The sequence below is a fragment of the Ignavibacteriales bacterium genome (assembly GCA_016700155.1).
Lineage (GTDB): Bacteria > Bacteroidota > Ignavibacteria > Ignavibacteriales > Ignavibacteriaceae.
Genome location: CP065001.1, coordinates 1,908,558 through 1,927,731, shown reverse-complemented (window position 1 = coordinate 1,927,731; position 19,174 = coordinate 1,908,558). Strand labels below are relative to the sequence as shown.

Here is a 19,174-nt window from a genome sequence, read left to right as displayed (position 1 = left end):
GTTCACTTTTTGTTTTTTGATTTTGACTTGATTGATTTTGGAATCCAAAGGTGTTTAGTCAGAACAACACGATCGTTCTCATCAAACTCAACACCTTCGGATTTTAGTAAGTCTTCCATAATGTGTATGTCACCAAAATGAAACTTACCTGTTAATGCTCCTACCCTGTTTACTACGCGGTGACAGGGCAATCCTGATTCCTTAGCCCCATTCAAAGCCCAGCCGACAGTTCTTGCTGATGACCTTATGCCGCAGGCTTCTGCGATGGCTCCGTATGTAGTTACTTTTCCGAAAGGGATTTTTGCAACCACATCATACACTTTATCAAAAAAATCTTTTTTCTTTTTTGAATAGTTCTTTTTCTTCGCGATCATTAATTTTTGCTGAACTTTAAAAGAAATGCTTTGATAAATCTGTCAATGTCGCCATCCATAACTCTTTGAACATCAGATGTCTCTTCATCAGTTCTGTGATCTTTAACCATATTGTAAGGATGAAAAACATACGAACGAATCTGGCTTCCCCACTCGATTTTCATTTTGCTTTTTTCAACTTCATCAAGTTCGGCTTCCTGCTTTTCAAGTTCAATCTGGTAAAGTTTTGATCGAAGCATCTTCATTGCATTAACCCTGTTCTGTCCTTGTGATCTTTCACTTTGACACGCAGCAACAACTCCTGATGGAATGTGAGTTATTCTAACTGCCGTTTCAACTTTGTTAACATTCTGTCCACCTTTACCACCGGAACGGTAAGTATCAACTCTTAGATCAGCGGGATTTATATCGATCTCAATTGTGTCATCAATTTCAGGGATTACAAACACCGAAGCGAAAGATGTATGTCTTCTTTTATTTGAATCGAACGGTGAGATGCGGACTAAACGATGAACCCCGTTTTCAGCTTTCAAATACCCGTAAGCGAATTCACCTTCAACTTCTATTGTGGCGCTTTTAATTCCTGCACCATCACCATCAAGCACATCAACTAACTTCATATTGAATCCGTTTTGTTCACCATAACGGAGATACATGCGCATCAGCATTTCTGCCCAATCCTGTGCTTCAGTTCCGCCGGCACCGGAATGAATTGTAAGTATACAATTCTTATCATCATCCTTGCCGCTGAGCATATTTTTTAGCTCTGCGCGTTCAATGTCATTCTTAAGTGATTCTAATTCCACTGCAATGTCGGCAGAGAATGATCCGTCTTCTTCTGATTCAGCAAGTTGAATAAGGTCTTCAACATCACGTGCCTTTTTGTTTAAATCTTCCCAAAGAGTTACCCACTGCTGAAGGTTTTTTATTTCCTGCAAAACTTTTTGAGCCGCCATCTGGTCATTCCAGAAGTTCGGGCTTTCGGTCTGGTTGTGAAGGTCTTTTATCTTTAAGTCTTTATTAACGACGTCAAAGATAACCTCGTAGATTCTCGATGCGTTGTTTATATGTGTTTAGTAGTTTTATTTCATCTGTGTACATTTATATCCTGTAGATTTATGTCAAAATATTGTTATTATAAATTCATTCAGTCATTCAACCTCTATCTCCATTCTCAACAAAGCCGCAGCAAGTGTTTTTCCCTGTGCGTCAAATTTTAGTGAGACTGTTCCACCTCCACCCAGAGTATTATGAAGAAGAAAATTTAATGCTCTGAGATTTGGAAGTTCAAATCGCTCAACTTTACCGAGGCATATTCCTTCAAAATGTTTTTTAACTTTTTCTTCTGTTAGATGTTTTTTAATGATTTCATATCCTTTATCATCGTAAGCGATTATTCCAACATTTGCTGCATCGCCTTTGTCACCGCTTCTTCCGTGAGATATTTGAGATAATTTAATTTTCATAATTATAACTCCACAATTTTTACTTCAGGTTTGACAAGTTTTTTGGGAATCAAAGCTGGCCAGTACGCAACTACTTCACTTGGTTTTGGTCTTCCCCCTGCAAATCCAGTTACACTCGGTGGACCGGTAAGAATTAATGGAGCAATCTCTTTCCCGAATCTTTCCACTGAATAATAATCATCTGAGCGAACTGCTATTCTCATCATCACTTCATTCAGTTTATCTTCATCAATCTTTTCGGATAAAGGTCCGTGACAAGCATCATAACCAATGAATTCAGTTCTTACTTCTTCAAATTTTATTTTAAGATGTTCAAGTCTTTCACGTAAAATTTTATCCGCGGCTTTTGCTTTTGTAATCGCTTTAGGCCAGGAATATGTTAACGATCCTGTTGCCGAGTACCCACTTGAATAAGAACACGATACTTTATAAAACTCAGTTGCAGGAAAACCACTTACATCATAAACACGAACCCTGTTTTTCCCGAGGTCTTCAAGTTTAATAGATGTAAAATCAGCAACGCAATCGGGAGTAATATATTTTGTCGGGTCACCTATTTCATATAATAATTGTTCAGCAACCGTTTCAAAGGAAACAAGTCCGCCGGTACCTTCGTGTTTTGTAATTATAACATCACCATTTGCAAATGCTTCTGCGATAGGAAATCCGACATCCCACAAATTGTCAATTGATTCCCAATCACCTAAAAAATTGCCGCCGGATGATTGAGCACCACATTCTAGTATATGTCCGGCTACTGTTCCGGCAGACATCAGATTGAAATTATTTTCATCCCAGCCGAATTCATAAATCATTGGTGCTAATGTTAAACCTGTGTCTGTTGTTCTTCCCGTAATAACAATATCAGCGCCTTGTTTCAGTGCTTCAACAATTGGCAATGCGCCAAAGTAAACATTAGCGCTTAGTATTTTATCTTTGATCGTCTTTATTGACTCACCGTTTTCCATATTATTTAGTTCAGCACCGGTTGAAATTATTTTATCAAGATCATCTTTAATGTTATCACCGAGCACAATTCCAACTTTCAGATTTTTTATCTGAAGTTCTTTAGCAACTGAAAGTATTGCATCAGCACAAGCTCTTGGATTTACGCCGCCGCCATTTGTAATCACTTTTATTTTTTTAGAAACACATATCGGAAGAATTCGTTTCATCAATTCAGGAATATCTCTTGCATATCCAAGTTCAGGATTTTTGTTTTTTTGTTTTTGAAGTATCGACATTGTTACTTCGGCAAGATAATCCATCACAAGGTAATCTATTTCTCCCCTTGTAACCTGCTGATAAGGTGCGTCAATAAGATCACCCCAGAATCCCTGTCCGGAAGCAATTCGGATTTTTTCTTTCATTAAAATTCCCTGTTTAACAAAAATGATTGGTCAGTTTTAACTAATGTTTTCCAATTCTGAACGGTGCAAAGATAAGATTTTTTCAGATAAGGAATAAATTTCATCGACCGATGTTATGTCGTACCAGTTAATACGTTTATCTGCTTTGAACCAGGTCATTTGCCGTTTTGCATAACGACGTGTGTTACGTTTTATCAGTTCGATTGCTTTGTCCAATGTAATTTCATTTTTAAGAAAAGAAATTATTTCTTTATACCCGACAGTGTTCAGTGAATTGAGATTCCCGGAATAACCCATTGAAAGAATGTTTTCAGTTTCTTTAATGAGTCCGCTTGATATCATTCTGTCAACTCTTGATTCGATATTTTTATAAAGTGTTTCCCGTTCCCAATTCAACCCGATTTGAATAAAGTTAAGCTCACTTTTTTTTGATTGTTCAGAATGATGATGCAGAATAGATTTACCAGTTAACTCAATAACTTCCAAAGCTCTTATTACCCTCTTCCAGTTTTGAGGTAACATTGTTGCCGCTGCTTCGGGATCTTTTTTCTTAAGCATCTCATAAATGAATACATTTCCATTTTCATCTTTAAGTCTTTTCAGGTTAATTCTCAATTCATCATCTCTATCTGCCGTATCAAAAATTCCATCGACTAATGCTTTTATATACAAGCCTGAACCACCAACAACAACCGGGACTTTATTCTGTTGATGAATTGATTGGATTATTTCATTCGCATCATTCTCAAACTTGCTGACATTATAATCTTCATCAGGGTTTAGGAAATCGATTAAATGATGTTTTACAGTTTCCATCTCAGCTTTGGAAGGTTTGGCAGTTCCAATATCAAGATATTTGTAGAACTGCCTGCTGTCAGCCGAAATAATTTCGGAATTTATCTTCTTTGAAAGTGTAAGACTAAGACTTGTTTTGCCTGAACCTGTTGGTCCGACAATTACTAATACGAATTTGCCCATCCTTCACGTCCGATTAAAGGTACAAATTTGAATTCAGGAATTTCATCAATATCAAATTCATCATCCGTAAGTTTTGTAACTATTGTAAGATGCTGTGATGCTTTATCCCCGACTGGTATCACTAATCTTCCGCCAATCGCTAATTGTTTTTTTAAGGATGAAGGAATTGAAGGTGAACCGGCTGTAACAATTATTCCCTCATAAGGTGCAAACTCATCCCAGCCGATTGTTCCGTCTCCGAGTTTTGTGTGAACCCTTATTCCCATCTTATCAAAAAATTTCCTTGTCCTAAGATACAGGTCTGTGTTCCTTTCAATACTGAAAACCTGCATTCCCATATTTTCTAAAATAGCTGCCTGGTAACCTGAACCGGTTCCGATCTCCAAAACTTTCGAACCGGATTTTAAATTCAAAGCCTGGGTCATGTATGCGACTGTATATGGCTGTGATATGGTTTGCCCGAATCCAATTGGCAATGCAACATCTTTATATGAACTATAAATTATTCCTGCAGGAACAAACTTGTGGCGTTCTGTTTGGTTAATCGCTTTCAAAACTAACTTATCGGTGATTCCTCTTTGTTCTAATTTATTTACAAGTTCAAATCTTTCTGCTTCGTACATTTTCTTTCTGTTAATATGATAGACAAAGATATAACAAATAATTTTTATTTATAAATTTGATGTAACGATAAAAATTTTATAGGAATGTATGTTGGAAATTTATCTTGGCGCATTGCTGATTATGGCAATGCGTGTTTGTGATGTATCTATTGGAACTTTCAGAACAATACTTGTTGTACAGGGACGAAAATATTATGCCGGTTTTGCCGGATTCTTTGAAGTACTGATCTGGGTTTTTGCTATAAGATTTATTATGCAGCACTTAGACAACGTTTATAATCTGTTTGGTTATGCTGCCGGATTCGGTTTGGGAAATATCATCGGGATAAGTATTGAACAAAAAATTGGTTTAGGGTTTATTCAGATGAACGTCATTTCCCGCCACGCAACAGATCTTATTGCAGATAAACTTCGTCAATTGAAGCAAGGTGTTACAATACTACCCGCTGAAGGCGGCTCAGGTGGTGTTTCGATCATAATGGTTATTGCAGCCAGGAAGTATCAAAAGAAATTAATCAGTGAGATAGAAGCTGTTGATAAAGATGCGTTCATAACAATTCAACATTCACTTCCTTACCGCGGTTTTATTCACGGGGCAAGAAAATAATTATTTCTTTTTGACTGGTTCAGGATTAAGTGAAAATACAGTCTTATCTGAAAAGATGAATTTTTCAGGCGTCCAATTAATTTTAATGTACTCAATTGTTTTTGAGTATAAGTAGTCGGATTCTTTAAAGAGACTTTTTTGAACAACCCATTCTTTTTCCGAACCAACAAATAATGAGTCTTTGAAATCAACCTTTAATTCAGAAAATACTTTTCCATAAATATCAATGAAGCCTATTGTACCGGAAATCCGGATGATATCACATTCACTGTGATTTTTCCATTTCAATTTTAAATCAACCGCTTTGCCCAAGGCATCACGGGTGTTTTCTTTTCCAAGTAGCTCAAGGCTTACTACATTTTGCAGCCTTTTTAATTGATCATACTTTTCTTTTTCAGGACCGGTTAATTCTACCCTTTCTTCTTTTTGTGTCATTTTAAAATCGTGTGCTTCTTTGATAAGGTCTTTATATGTTTTTCCGGTAAGATTTATTTTGTTGAAGGAGGCATGGGCAAAAAAGATTCCTAATTCAACAAACTGTTCGTTTGTTATTTCCCCGTCAAGTTTCATTTGTTTCAGATCTGCCTGCCTGGTTTTGGGGTCGTACCTTTTTTCCAATGGTTCATCCCCGCACGAAGGATGTATAAGTAATGATAAAGCAAAGAAAATTGAAATAATTTTTTGTTTTTGCATTGATCGTACTATGGAGATTGGTAAAAAAAATATTTCTGTGTTGTAAAAGTAAAAGTATTATACAAAAACACCTAATATTTATTTTTTTATCGGCTAAAATATTTTTGATTTCCCGAAAAAAATAAGAAATTTACTCTACCAAAAATTATATATCCTTCACCTCACAAAAAGGGACGAAAATGTACGACGATTTTTCAAAAGAATACCGAAGTGACATAATTATAGAAGTAGTTAATCTGACAAGAGCTACGATTAAAGAGGCAAAAGAATTTCAAAACATTCTTGAAGAGGATATGATAAAAAAGTGCAGGAAGATGGTAGTTGATCTAAGTCAATGTGAATTTATTGATTCCACTTTTCTGGGAACGCTTGTAGTCACAGGTAAAAAAATGATTTCTCTCGGAGGAAAAATCAAATTGGTTGAACCAGCCGGACTTGCATTAGACCTTCTTACTAAGACCGGCACAGTGAAACTTATGGATATGTTTAAGTCCAAAGATGAAGCTGTGGAGAGTTTTATTTCATCTACATTATAGGAAGTAAATTCTCTTTCAGTTTGTCCTGAGAATAATCTCTTCCAAAGAATTGTTATGGATCCGATTTTTCCAGTTAATAAGAAAGACTTGAGGCACCGGTCGGAGTCACCCGCCTGAGGCGGGTTGCAGACTTCGTCTTAACCACAAGAAATTAATTCTTTATCGAATTTAGAAATTCCCTCCCTTTTCCTGTCTTGAAAAATTTTTCTCTCGCAGTAGCTTCTTCTTTCGTATTAAACTCTTCAGTATAAAATAGAATGAATTGTCTTCTATTTCTTGTTGACTTAACTTTTCCAAAATTATGCTCATCTATTCTTCTGGTTAATTCAGATGTCATACCGATATATCGCTTTTGATCCTTTAAACTTTTTAATACATATACTGTATACATTTTATGACTGGAAATTTTTTGGAAGGATTTTGAGGCGCCGGTCGGAGTCGAACCGACGAATAAAGGTTTTGCAGACCTTCGCCTTAACCACTTGGCTACAGCGCCTTAAATACTGATATGAAAAAAATTAATCCACTTTCGTGGATTTGAGTGAGCGGGAAACGGGACTCGAACCCGCGACATCAACCTTGGCAAGGTTGCGCTCTACCAACTGAGCTATTCCCGCATTTAACAATTTTTACGTGTCAAATATAACAGACTGTTAATACTCTTGCAATAAATTTCATATCCGGAAATAAAAAAAAATATTTTTTGTATTTTTGATCATCACAAAATCAAATTTCAAAAGATCTGATGGAATATCTTATTTCGGCTGTTTCAGGTTATCTTTTTGGTTCTTTTCCAACAGCATACCTTTTATTAAAAAGAACAAAAGGTATTGATATAACTAATACCGGATCCGGCAACGTTGGGGCTATGAATTCCTATGAAGTAACAAACTCAAAAGTTACAGGAATAATGGTGCTTATCATTGATGCAGTTAAAGGAATTGCAAGTGTATTTTTTATTAAGCTGCTATATCCTGATGCATTCGGATTTGCTGCTCTGGCTTTAGTATTCGCGGTATTCAGTCATTGTTATAATCCCTGGATAAATTTTAAGGGCGGACGCGGACTTGCCACTGCAGCAGGAGGAGCCGCAATAATGTTTCCATTTGTTCTGGCAGCCTGGCTGCTTTTGTGGGTGATCACTTTTATTTATAAGAGGGATATTCTTCTTTCAAACATTGCTGCAACAATATTATCATTGATGATAACATATTCATCTGCTAATATTGCAGTTAAATATGCTTTCCCTAAGCCAGGCTCGGAATCTGAGCTTATGCTTTTCGCAACCGGAATTCTATTGGTGATTTTTATAAAGCATATTGATCCGTTAAAAGAGCTTCTCAAAGAAAAAAAAATATTTCAGAAAAGGAATGATAATGTCCAGGAGAATTAAACTATCAGCAGCTATTCTAATCACGATTTTAATATCAGGCGGCATATACTTTCTCGCAAATAAAAATAGTAAGCCTCACTTCTATGAAAATAATTCAGACGGCTATTCGCTAACTGCTTATAAGAATCTGGCAAATAATGACATCACGAATTCCAGAAAAAACATTATCACGGAAACAGTTCAAAAAGTAAGTCCGGCTGTGGTTGGTATAAATGTTATTGAGATTCGTCAGTATAGAGATCCTTTCGGTTCATTCTTCGATGATCCATTTTTCAGACAGTTTTTTGGCAATAGAGGTAATAGTAATCAGAAAGTCAAAGGACTCGGTTCAGGATATATCATTTCACCTGATGGCTATATATTGACAAATGATCATGTGGCTGGTAATGCAAGTGAGGTTACTGTTACAATGACAAATGGAAATCATTACACCGCAAAAATTGTCGGAACTGATCCTGTATCAGATGTTTGTCTTTTAAAAATTGAAGAAGAAAATCTGCCTTACGTTGTTCTCGGTAATTCTGAAGATATAATTATCGGTGAATGGGTTATAGCACTCGGGAATCCATTTGGACTGTTTGAATTAAATGATAAACCAACTGTAACCGTCGGCGTAATCAGTGCTACGGGTATGAACCTTGAACCTTTAAACAATAGGTATTACCTGAATATGCTACAGACTGATGCTTCAATTAATGGCGGTAACAGCGGCGGTCCGCTTGTGAATAGTATCGGTGAAGTTATCGGGATGAATACTTTAATTTATACTGCCGGCAGCCAGGGAAGCATTGGACTTGGGTTCGCTATCCCAATAAACAAAGTAAAGAGGATCATTACCGAGTTAAAGGAAAAAGGAAAAATTGATCGTGACTTTGATATAGGGTTACGTATCCAATCAATTGATGAAGGTATTGCAAACTATTATAATCTTAAAACCACACGAGGTGTAATTGTAACTCAGGTTGCTAAAAATTCTCCTGCTGGTGAAGCTGGAATAAAAGTCGGCGACATAATTACACAGGTTGAAGAGTATAAAATTAATAATGAACAGACTCTCATCGGAGTCTTTCAGGAATTCCGAACGGGACAAACAATTTCTCTTAAGGTTTTAAGAGATGATGATGAACTAACTAAAAAAATGCGCCTGGAGAAAAACTAATGATAGATCGCTATACGCTCCCTGAAATGGGAAAAATCTGGTTGGACGAATTTAAATTTAATACGTGGCTTCAAATCGAAATACTGGCTACAGAAGCACGTTCTGTGGCTGGTGATGTCCCTGTTGAAGATCTTGAAATCATTAAAAGCAAAGCCAGCTTTGATGTTAAACGAATACTGGAAATTGAAGAAACTACTAAACATGATGTCATCGCTTTTCTTACAAATGTGGCTGAATATGTTGGACCTGAATCACGACATATTCATTATGGAATGACCTCATCCGATATTCTTGATACGACTTTATCCTACCAGATGAAAACTGCTGGTGAACTGCTGTTGAAAAGATTATTTGAATTGAAGGAAATCCTGAAAAACCGTGCGATTGAACACAAAGATTCTGTTTGTGTTGGAAGATCACACGGCATACATGCAGAACCAACATCAATGGGATTAAAATTTGCGTTATGGTTTGAAGAAACAAAAAGAAATATAACTCGGCTTGAAGCAGCCGTTAAATCAATCAGCGTGGGACAAATCTCAGGTGCGGTTGGAACTTTCGAACATTTATCACCGGAAGTGGAAAAATATGTCTGTGAAAAAATGGGACTATCTCCTGCTCCTGTTTCAACACAGGTTATTCAGCGTGACAGGCATGCTGAATTTTTATCCGTCTTAGCATTGATTGGAGCCACTTTAGAAAAAATCTCGATAGAAATAAGACATCTGCAAAGAACAGAAGTACTTGAAGCAGAAGAATATTTTAGCAAAGGTCAAAAAGGATCGTCGGCAATGCCTCACAAAAGAAATCCGATTGTAAGTGAACGTATAACCGGATTGGCTAGAGTCTTACGCAGCAATGCTCAGGCGGCTTTTGAGAATGTCGCACTTTGGCATGAAAGGGATATTTCTCATTCATCAGTTGAAAGAATTATTGTCCCCGACTCCTGCATCGCGCTTGATTATATGCTTGACCTAGCAAACAAACTTATTAAGAACCTTATTATCTATCCGGAAAATATGATCAAGAATCTTAATCTTACGAGAGGTCTTGTTTTCTCCCAAACTATTTTGTTGAAACTTGTCAACAAAGGCCTTACAAGGGAGGATGCTTACAGGATTGTTCAAACTTGTGCTATGGATGTATGGAATAATCAGAATAAAAATTTGAAAGAGGAAATTCTAAATTCGTCAGAAGCAATGAAGTACTTACAAAAAGATGAAGTTGAATCAATCTTTAATAACAAAAAGATGCTTGCAAACGTGAACTATATTTTTAATCGGACTGTTTTAAATGATAAGTAGAATTTTACCAGGAAGAAATATGAAGTTATTATACTCAACGATATTTGTTTTTATAATTGTTCTCGCAAATGGATGCGGAGGAACTGCAGAAAACCTGACGGAAGGAATGGAAGCCCCTGATTTTATTTTACCGGATGCATACGGGAATAATCATAGCCTTGCCGATTGGAAAGGAAAGGCTCCTGTTGTGATTTACTTTTATCCGAAAGCCAATACTGCGGGCTGTACAAAGCAGGCTTGCGGAATTCGTGATAATTACTCAAAGTATGAAGCAAATAACATTAAAGTTTTCGGGATATCAGTCGACTCACAAAATTCAATTATAGAATTTATTGATGATCATGATTTAAACTTTCCTTTACTTTCTGATGAAGATAAAAAAGTAGCAGAAGCATACGGCGTTTTGAATAATATTGGCTTAGCCAGCAGGATTACATTCATCATCGATAAAGAAGGAAAAATAAGTAAGATACTCAGGGAAGTTGATGTAACCACACATGCCGAAGAAATTCTGGAACTCGCCAGCCAGTTGAAATGACTTTAAATTGACACTGACTAAATCAAGCCGTTTATCATATTGTGATTGGAACTATTTGTTAAAAAAATAATTTTCTCACCACTTATAAAATAATTGAATTTCATTTGTTGAAATATTTTAATGAACTAACTATTAAATCGGAGGAGATGCACATTGAGGAAAATCATATTATTAGTAGTATTATTTCTCACCGGTATTACGGTATACGCTGTGCCGTCAGGTGATAAAATACTTCCCTACCCTATCGAACAACACACACTCCCTAACGGGTTAAATGTTGTAACTGTAAAATTTGACAGTCCGGGTTTAGCTGCCTTTTATATTGTAGTACGCGTAGGTTCCAGGGATGAAGTTGAAGAAGGTGTAACAGGGTTCGCACATTTCTTTGAACATATGATGTTCAGGGGGACAGATAAGTACTCTAAAGATGAATACAACGATGTACTTAAATCAATTGGAGCCGGAGCCAATGCCAACACTTCATTTGACAGGACAGTTTATCATATGACCGGTGATGCAGGACAACTTGAATTAATGTTTGAATTGGAATCGGATAGATTTAAAAACCTGAACTATCCTATACACGATTTCAAAACTGAGGCTGGCGCAGTAAAAGGCGAATACACAAAGAACAACGCTAGTCCCTATGTTCAACTCAATGAGAATATTTATAACACTGCCTTCGATCAGCACACATACAAGCATACTACGATGGGTTTTCTAAAAGATATTATTGATATGCCAAATCAATATGAGTATTCAAGGGAATTCTTCAAAAGATTTTACAGACCTGAATATTCAACAATTATTGTTGTCGGCGATGTGACTCCTGAAAGAGTGAATTCACTTGCGAATAAATATTTTGGTGACTGGGAAAAAGGAAATTTCGTTTCATCAGTTAAACCGGAACCACCGCAAACAGGGACGAGATTTACACATCTACAAAATGGAGGAATCCCTCCGTTGCTTACGTTGAATTATAAAGGTCCTGCTTTCAGTGATGTTGAAATAGACATGCCTGCTCTTGATATTCTAACAAGCATTTTATTTTCACAAACTTCTGACCTTTATAAAAAATTAGTGCTTCAGGAACAGAAGGTACGCTTCATTGGTGGCGGAGCTTCTGATACAAGAGATCCAGGATTAATTACCATCCAGGCTTCATTAATTAAAAAAGAAGATCTGCAGTATGTAAAGGATGAGATTGTTAAAGCTCTTGAACAAGTAAAGAACTCGGGTGTTGAAGCTGGGATTTTAGCGGATACAAAATCAAACCTCAAATACAGGTTTGCAATGGGTATTGACAGTCCTGACGCTATTGCCCGTTCGTTAGCAAGTTATGCTGCACTTACAAATAATCCGGAGTCAATAAATAAACTTTACGCCATGTATGATAAAGTTAAAGTTGAAGACATAATTGATGTTGCAAAAAAATATTTTCAAAATTCAGGACTAACTATTGCAACAATATCAGCAGATGCTGAAGGCGGTGTAAAATGATAAAAACATTATTAATAAGTCTGCTTATGATTGCTACAATGACAGCTCAGAAATTAGTAGAATTAAAACAACCTTCATCAAATAAAGTTGTTATTAAATTTATGTTCTTAAACGGATCTGTATCAGATCCTTCGGGTAAAGAAGGTTTGACATCAACTGTGGTAAATACAATTTTACAGGGCGGTACAGGTGAACTAAGTTACAGTTCAATACAGGAAATGAATTATCCTATGGCTTCCCGGTACGGTGCCAGTGTTGATAAAGAGGTTTCCATTTTCACATTTGAAATTCATAATGATTGGTTAGAGAAATTTTATCCTGTTATGATTGGATTGGTTACGGCTCCTTCATTTCAGGAATCCGATTTCAATAGGGTTAAAACTAACCAGCAGAATTATGTTGACCAGGTAATTCGGGCATCATCGGATGAAGAGTACAGCAAAAAAGCTCTTGAGGATTTTCTTTTCCGCGGAACAAAATACCAGCATATGGTACAAGGTAAATCTGAATCAGTAAAATCCATAACACTCAATGACGTAAAGACTCATTACAAAACATATTTCACAAGCAATAATCTTACTATAGGTATTGCCGGAAATTATTCTTCTGAATTCGTTAATAAATTAATGAGTGATATGAAGGCTTTGCCTGATACCAAGCCGTCAGTAAGTGAAGTTGCTACAGTACCAATGCCAGATGGTGTTCGTGTAGAAATTATTTCGAAAGATAATGCTTTTGGATCAGCCATATATGGAGGATTTCCTCTGACTATAAACAGATCATCTGATGATTTTGCAGCACTGATGGTTGCAAATTCATATCTGGGTGAACACCGTAAGTCCTACGGAAGATTGTACCAGCAGTTACGTGAGCAGCGGTCTATGAATTATGGTGATTACAGTTACATTGAATGGTATGAAAACGGCGGTTCAAATATGCTTCCTCCTGCTGGTGTACCAAGGTCATCAAATTATTTTTCAATCTGGATAAGACCTGTACAGATAGCAAAGCAATTACAGGTTCAGTATGATGAGCTAAAGGACCTGAAACTGGGACACGCTCATTATGCAATCAGAATGGCGATGTGGGAGCTGGATAAACTTGTAAAAAACGGAATGTCACAGGAAGATTTTGAATCGACAAGAAAATTCCTGATGAGTTACATTAAGCTTTATGTCCAGACACCATCTCAGCAGCTTGGGTATTTAATGGATTCCAAATTCTACGGCAGAGAAGATTATATAAATGAGTTACAAACATTGTTAAGTGAACTTACTCTTGATGATGTGAACAACGTTATAAAAAAATACTGGCAGACTGAAAATATGTATATAACTATCGTCACGGATAAAAGTGAAGCAGAAGCCCTTTCAAACAGTCTGCTGAATAATTCTGATTCACTGATGAGTTATTCAAATATTGTAAAATCAGGTTTGCCAAAGGAACTTCTGGAAGAAGATGAGATCGTTGCTAAATTCCGGATGAATGTAAAGGACGTAAAAATTATTAATTCACAGGATACATTTAAATAAGGTATATAGAATAGTATTTAATTATTCCCTGTTGTATTGTTATTTTGAAGGCAGTTTTTAATAACTGCCTTCTTAGTATAAAGAACAGAGGCAAGTTCATTTATGAAATCATTTATTAAAGGACATATGAAAAAAATAATTTTGATAATCGTATTGATAGCTGCTGCAAATATATATCTCGCTAAGAACACCGAATCTGAACAGATAAAAAATGAATTGCCGGATTCCCTCACAGTTGTTGCGCCAAATGAGCATTTAAGCAGTCAGAGTTTACAAATAAATATGCTGCTGTCAAGATATCACTTTAACAAAAAGACAAGGTTGAATGACTCTATATCATCTGTAATATTTGACAGGTATTTAAAAGCGCTTGACTTCAGCAGATCATACTTCATTAAATCTGACGTCGCAAAATTTGAAAAAGACAGATTAAACTATGATGATTTTCTAAAAGAAGGATTTATCGAACCAGCATATGAAATTTTTAACGTTTACCGTGAAAGAGTTGATGAACGAATCACTTTTATAAACACTATCCTTGAAAAAGAATTTGATTTCACAGTTGATGAAACTTATCAATTGAAGAGAGAAAATGCTGAATGGCCCTCAACATCGGATGAAGCAAATGAAATCTGGAGAAGAAGAATTAAGAATGATGCGCTTACATTAAAACTTGAAGGGACTGAGTGGGATAAAATCAAAGACAGACTGACAAAGCGTTATGATAATTACCGTAAAGCAATTTACCAATATGATGCTGAAGATGTATTCCAGTTGTTTATGAACTCCTACACTGAAGTAATGGATCCGCATACAAATTATCTTTCTCCGTCAACATCGGATAATTTTAAAATAAGTATGAGTTTGTCCCTCGAAGGTATTGGAGCACAGCTTCAAACTGAAGATGATTATACCAAAGTCCACGAAATAATCCCTGGCGGTCCTGCATATAAGAGTAATCTTCTGCATCGTGATGATAAAATAATCGGAGTAGCCCAGGGTGATGACGGTGAAATGGTTGATGTTGTCGGATGGAAAATAACAGACGTCGTAAAACTCATTCGAGGCCCGAAAGAAACCGTGGTAAGATTACAGATCATCCCTGCCGATGGCGGGACTAATGCAGCGATAAAAGAAATAAAACTTGTAAGAGATAAAGTTAAACTGGAAGAGCAAGCTGCAAAGAAAGAAATTATTGATGTTACAAATGATGGTAAACCATTTAAGATAGGTGTGATAAACGTGCCGGCATTCTATAGTGATTTCGAGGCTATGGCGAGAGGAGAAAAGGATTATAAAAGCACAACCCGAGATGTAAAATTACTTATTGATTCACTCAAGAATGAAAAGGTCGACGGTATTGTTATAGACTTAAGAAATGATGGAGGCGGATCACTGGAAGAAGCTATAAATCTTACCGGACTGTTTATTAAAGATGGTCCGGTAGTCCAGGTAAAAAAATCTTTTGGTGAAATTGAAGTTATGCCCGACGAAGATAAATCACTTTACTATGATGGTCCTTTAGCGGTTATGGTTAACAGGTTCAGTGCATCTGCTTCAGAAATATTTGCAGGTGCAATCCAGGATTATGGTCGCGGAATTATTATAGGCGAACAAACTTTTGGTAAAGGTACTGTTCAGAATCTGATTGATCTGAATAAAGTCATGCCTAAATCTCAGACTCCTTCAGGACAACTAAAAATTACTATTGCAAAGTACTATAGAATTAATGGCGGCAGCACACAACATCTTGGTGTCATTCCGGATATCAAATTTCCATCAGCATTTGACCCTAATGAATATGGTGAAAGCTCTGAGCCAAGCGCATTGCCGTGGGATCAAATATCACCCGCTCAGTATGATCGGTACAATGATCTTAGTTCTATAATACCCGAGTTACTGGAAAAACATGAATCCCGTATCAAAAAAAGTAATTCCTTTGATGCCTTATATGAAGAAATTGAAGAGTACAGTGAATCGAGGAACAGACAAGAAGTTTCTTTAAATGAATCAGTAAGAAAAAAAGAAAAAGAAGCTGAGGAACAAAAAAGATTTGAGAGAGAAAATGAACGAAGAAGCAGATTAGGTTTGAAGCTTCTTCAGAAGGGTGAGGTTTTGGAAAACGTAAGTGATCAAAATGATTTTCTGCTTAAAGAAGGAGCGACAATCCTAACCGATTTGATCTTGCTCACAATTGGTTAATAATCACGAAGCCAGAGTGGTCATCAGTTTTCTTTTAGCAATCGGAAAAATAGTTTCCGAAAAAGGAAAATCAAGTTCAGTGTCACATAAATAAATTGCCGGGTTCGGCATCTCAGGATAATACCTGACTAATTCAAGTTTAAGAGAGGCAGGAGCAAAAAGTATTTCACCAAAACTGAAATCACGTACGTGTTCGGTTTTAAGTGCGCGATACGGTACTTTATCTGAAGTAAACAATGAACACTCGAACTTAAAAACTTTTAAACATTTGTTTATGTTGTCCCTGATAACAAAATATCCTTCCTCTTTGTAAATAGGGACAATTCCTATTTCGCCGAGTTCAAGATTTTTCTCAACAAATTCGTATAACACAACACCCTCTTCAATCACATTCTGAATAAGAGGTAAAGCCCATCCTATCAGGTCAAATAAATAATCCACGCTTTCATACATTCCAGATTTTTCATAGACTATTTTTTTATTCCTAAAGTCAAAGTCTTTGATTCTTTTGGGGAATGAGATTTTCAGATTTGAACTGCCGTTTATTATTTCGGTAAGCTGACTGTTAAGTTTTATTAATTCTGATAATGCAGGATATAATTTCTTACTGTTAAATTCCTGTTGAATAATTTTTATCCCGCCAAGTATTTTGTACTGATTTAATTCCGCATCCTGATCTGAACTAAAAAATGTTTCAAGTCTTAATCGTTCCATAATTACCTCTCTATTGAACTGGAAAAACAATATTCATACCAGAGGTCTGCCTGACTAAATTGAACAGATTCAAAAGAAAATACAGGAGCGTACAAGTACTAAAGAGGAAATTTTAGTCAAAGCCATACAAAAGAATAATTACAGCATCCCTAGCGGGTAAAAAAAATGGATGAATTACTTCATCCATTTTACATTACTAAGTGAATTCAGATATCTAGATCTCGAATTTAATCCCCTGAGCTAACGGAAGATCAGTACCATAATTAATTGTATTAGTTTGTCTTCTCATATAAACTTTCCATACGTCAGAACCTGATTCTCTTCCGCCGCCTGTTTCCTTTTCGCCGCCGAATGCACCGCCAATTTCCGCACCTGACGTGCCGATATTTACATTTGCAATTCCGCAATCCGATCCCCATGCAGAAAGAAATTTTTCGGCTTCTCTCATATTCGTCGTAAAAATTGAAGATGACAATCCCTGAACAACACCATTGTGAAGTTCAATTGCATGATCAACATTATTCTTGTATTTGATTAGATAAAGGATTGGAGCAAATGTTTCTTCCTGAACTATCTCGTAATGATTTTCTGCTTCAACCAATGCCGGTACAACATAACAGCCTGATTCATATCCTTTACCTGAAAGTACATCCCCGCCGTACAAAATTTTGCCGCCTTCTTTCTTTACTCTGTCCAAGGCATTTGTAAAATCTTTTACCGCGTTTTTATCGATAAGCGGACCTACATGATTTTTTTCATCGAGTGGATTCCCTATTCTCAGGCCTTTATATGCACTGAGTAAAATTTCTTTTACTTTATCAAAGATAGATTCATGAATAATCAACCTCCTTGTTGAAGTACATCTTTGTCCGCATGTACCAACTGCTCCGAACACTATCGCAGGCATAGCCATTTTTAAATCGGCATCGGGTGTAATGATTATTCCATTATTTCCGCCAAGTTCCAATATTGCTCTACCAAATCTTCTGGCAATTAATTCACCGGCATGTCGCCCGACTTTTGTTGACCCGGTGACCGAAATAAGTGGAACTCTTTTATCATTCAGCATTGTTTCACCAATGGTGGAACCTTTACCAATCACCAAAGAAAACACACCTTCAGGAATTTTATTTTCAATCAATACATCTTTGATAATATTCTGACATGCAATTGCAGAAAGAGGAACTTTAGATGAGGGCTTCCAAACATTAACGTCGCCGCATACAGCAGCTATCATTCCGTTCCAGGACCAGACTGCAACCGGGAAGTTAAAAGCGGAAATTGTAACCACAATTCCTAACGGGTGATATTGATCATACATTCTGTGATTTGGTCTTTCTGAGTGCATAGTAAAGCCATATAATTGTCTGGATTGACCAACTGCAAAATCACAGATATCAATCATTTCTTGAACTTCACCTAAACCTTCCTGAAGTGATTTCCCCATTTCAAAGGAAACTAATTGACCGAGTAAAGGTTTATATTCCCGAAGTTTCAAACCAATTTGCCTGACGAGTTCACCTCTTTTAGGTGCGGGCATTTTTCTCCAGACGAGAAATGCTTCCTGAGCCTTTTTTATAATATTTTCATAATCATTATCTGATGCCTGGTAAACAGATGCGATAAACTCACCAGTAGCTGGGGAATAAATTTTTAATTCTCCCTGATCAGTTGATTTTCCCCATTCTGTACCTGTACAGGAGCCAAAGTTTTTCTCCTGAATACCTAATTGTTTTAAGAACTCCATATTTCTCCTTCTAATACTATTTGAGTGACTGGATAATCTGATTTATGTTTATTGTTTTCATTTTGTTTTCAATATCAATTTGAATATCTGAGAACAGATTTAGGAAAAAGCCGTTAAGCAAATCCGTAAAATGGTTTGGATTGTTTTCCGCAACGTTTAGATGAAATGCTTTTCTATCTTCAATGGCGCAATAAATTTCCTGAAGGTGAATTTTATCCGGAGATTTTTTGAGAATAAAACCTCCCTTTAAACCATAAGTGCTTTCAACAATTTCGCTTTTAACCAGCATAGAAAGGATTTTTCGAAGTTTTGAAGCATTTATTCCTGTGTAATCCGAGATTTCAAAACTTGTTTTTGGTTCAGGAGCTGATTCAGCAAGGAAACATATTGCTTTAACCGCTGTTGAAAGTTTAGTTGATGCAGACATAAATATTTTAA

General features: G+C 36.4%; 20 protein-coding genes and 2 tRNA genes. 9 read left to right on the top strand and 13 right to left on the bottom strand.

Translation table 11 applies throughout. The features are described 5' to 3' along the window. Positions 1-2: 2 nt before the first annotated feature. From IPM56_08000 to IPM56_07975, 6 genes are all read right to left on the bottom strand, one after another. Positions 3-374: an MGMT family protein gene (locus tag IPM56_08000; protein ID QQS37870.1), complete on the bottom strand. Its 372-nt coding sequence runs from the start codon at positions 372-374 to the stop codon at positions 3-5. Then, positions 374-1,441 (bottom strand): peptide chain release factor 2, encoded by a 1,068-nt coding sequence (gene prfB / locus IPM56_07995; GenBank protein ID QQS38257.1) that lies wholly within the window; start codon positions 1,439-1,441, stop codon positions 374-376. The genes IPM56_08000 and prfB overlap by 1 nt, the downstream gene beginning before the upstream one ends. 84 nt (positions 1,442-1,525) lie before the next feature. Next, positions 1,526-1,840 carry a hypothetical protein gene (locus tag IPM56_07990; protein ID QQS37869.1) on the bottom strand — a complete coding sequence of 105 codons (315 nt, stop codon included), beginning with the start codon at positions 1,838-1,840 and terminating at the stop codon, positions 1,526-1,528. Between the two features lie 2 nt (positions 1,841-1,842). After that, positions 1,843-3,210, bottom strand: coding sequence for a DUF1446 domain-containing protein (locus tag IPM56_07985; protein ID QQS37868.1), 1,368 nt, complete (start codon positions 3,208-3,210; stop codon positions 1,843-1,845). A 36-nt stretch (positions 3,211-3,246) separates the two neighbouring features. After that, the gene (gene miaA, locus IPM56_07980; GenBank protein QQS37867.1) at positions 3,247-4,188 is read right to left on the bottom strand and encodes a tRNA (adenosine(37)-N6)-dimethylallyltransferase MiaA; all 942 of its coding nucleotides are present in this window, start codon (positions 4,186-4,188) and stop codon (positions 3,247-3,249) included. Continuing rightward, a complete protein-coding gene (locus IPM56_07975; protein QQS37866.1) occupies positions 4,170-4,811 on the bottom strand; it encodes a protein-L-isoaspartate(D-aspartate) O-methyltransferase in 642 nt (213 codons plus the stop codon). Before IPM56_07975 ends, miaA begins: the two co-directional genes overlap by 19 nt. Before the next feature lie 88 nt (positions 4,812-4,899). Between IPM56_07975 and IPM56_07970 the strand changes: the two genes are divergently transcribed. Further along, entirely contained in the window at positions 4,900-5,418 is a 519-nt protein-coding gene (locus tag IPM56_07970; protein QQS37865.1) for a DUF2179 domain-containing protein, read from the top strand. On the opposite strand, the gene IPM56_07965 is transcribed toward IPM56_07970, so the two are convergent. Further along, on the bottom strand, positions 5,419-6,111 hold the full coding sequence (locus tag IPM56_07965) for a hypothetical protein (GenBank protein QQS37864.1): 693 nt from the start codon (positions 6,109-6,111) through the stop codon (positions 5,419-5,421). A 179-nt stretch (positions 6,112-6,290) separates the two neighbouring features. On the opposite strand from IPM56_07965, the gene IPM56_07960 reads away from it, so the two are divergent. Further along, positions 6,291-6,647 (top strand): STAS domain-containing protein, encoded by a 357-nt coding sequence (locus IPM56_07960; GenBank protein QQS37863.1) that lies wholly within the window; start codon positions 6,291-6,293, stop codon positions 6,645-6,647. Between the two features lie 151 nt (positions 6,648-6,798). On the opposite strand, the gene IPM56_07955 is transcribed toward IPM56_07960, so the two are convergent. From IPM56_07955 to IPM56_07945, 3 genes are all read right to left on the bottom strand, one after another. Beyond that, positions 6,799-7,038: a GIY-YIG nuclease family protein gene (locus IPM56_07955; protein QQS37862.1), complete on the bottom strand. Its 240-nt coding sequence runs from the start codon at positions 7,036-7,038 to the stop codon at positions 6,799-6,801. 32 nt (positions 7,039-7,070) lie between these two features. Next, a tRNA-Cys gene (locus IPM56_07950) sits at positions 7,071-7,143 on the bottom strand. A 48-nt stretch (positions 7,144-7,191) separates the two neighbouring features. Beyond that, positions 7,192-7,264 (bottom strand) — tRNA-Gly (locus IPM56_07945). 128 nt (positions 7,265-7,392) lie between these two features. Here IPM56_07945 and IPM56_07940 point away from each other — a divergent pair. The 7 genes from IPM56_07940 to IPM56_07910 all read left to right on the top strand — a co-directional run bounded on the left by IPM56_07940 (position 7,393) and on the right by IPM56_07910 (position 16,275). After that, complete coding sequence (locus IPM56_07940; GenBank protein QQS37861.1) at positions 7,393-8,040, top strand: glycerol-3-phosphate acyltransferase; 648 nt, start codon at positions 7,393-7,395, stop codon at positions 8,038-8,040. Next, entirely contained in the window at positions 8,024-9,199 is a 1,176-nt protein-coding gene (locus IPM56_07935) for a trypsin-like peptidase domain-containing protein (protein ID QQS37860.1), read from the top strand. The genes IPM56_07940 and IPM56_07935 overlap by 17 nt, the downstream gene beginning before the upstream one ends. Next, positions 9,199-10,503, top strand: a complete 1,305-nt coding sequence (locus IPM56_07930; GenBank protein ID QQS37859.1) for an adenylosuccinate lyase — start codon at positions 9,199-9,201, stop codon at positions 10,501-10,503. The genes IPM56_07935 and IPM56_07930 overlap by 1 nt, the downstream gene beginning before the upstream one ends. 106 nt (positions 10,504-10,609) lie before the next feature. Further along, positions 10,610-11,041: a peroxiredoxin gene (locus IPM56_07925; protein ID QQS38256.1), complete on the top strand. Its 432-nt coding sequence runs from the start codon at positions 10,610-10,612 to the stop codon at positions 11,039-11,041. A gap of 153 nt (positions 11,042-11,194) precedes the next feature. Then, positions 11,195-12,541, top strand: a complete 1,347-nt coding sequence (locus IPM56_07920) for an insulinase family protein (protein ID QQS37858.1) — start codon at positions 11,195-11,197, stop codon at positions 12,539-12,541. Next, the gene (locus IPM56_07915; GenBank protein QQS37857.1) at positions 12,538-14,073 is read left to right on the top strand and encodes an insulinase family protein; all 1,536 of its coding nucleotides are present in this window, start codon (positions 12,538-12,540) and stop codon (positions 14,071-14,073) included. Before IPM56_07920 ends, IPM56_07915 begins: the two co-directional genes overlap by 4 nt. Positions 14,074-14,175: 102 nt before the next feature. Beyond that, positions 14,176-16,275 carry a carboxy terminal-processing peptidase gene (locus tag IPM56_07910; GenBank protein QQS37856.1) on the top strand — a complete coding sequence of 700 codons (2,100 nt, stop codon included), beginning with the start codon at positions 14,176-14,178 and terminating at the stop codon, positions 16,273-16,275. A 3-nt stretch (positions 16,276-16,278) separates the two neighbouring features. Here the strand turns inward: IPM56_07910 and IPM56_07905 are convergent, their stop codons facing one another. From IPM56_07905 to IPM56_07895, 3 genes are all read right to left on the bottom strand, one after another. After that, the gene (locus IPM56_07905) at positions 16,279-16,989 is read right to left on the bottom strand and encodes a hypothetical protein (protein QQS37855.1); all 711 of its coding nucleotides are present in this window, start codon (positions 16,987-16,989) and stop codon (positions 16,279-16,281) included. Positions 16,990-17,203: 214 nt separating this feature from the next. Then, positions 17,204-18,736, bottom strand: a complete 1,533-nt coding sequence (locus IPM56_07900; GenBank protein QQS37854.1) for an aldehyde dehydrogenase family protein — start codon at positions 18,734-18,736, stop codon at positions 17,204-17,206. Between the two features lie 16 nt (positions 18,737-18,752). Then, complete coding sequence (locus IPM56_07895; GenBank protein ID QQS37853.1) at positions 18,753-19,163, bottom strand: Rrf2 family transcriptional regulator; 411 nt, start codon at positions 19,161-19,163, stop codon at positions 18,753-18,755. Between the last annotated feature and the right edge of the window lie 11 nt (positions 19,164-19,174).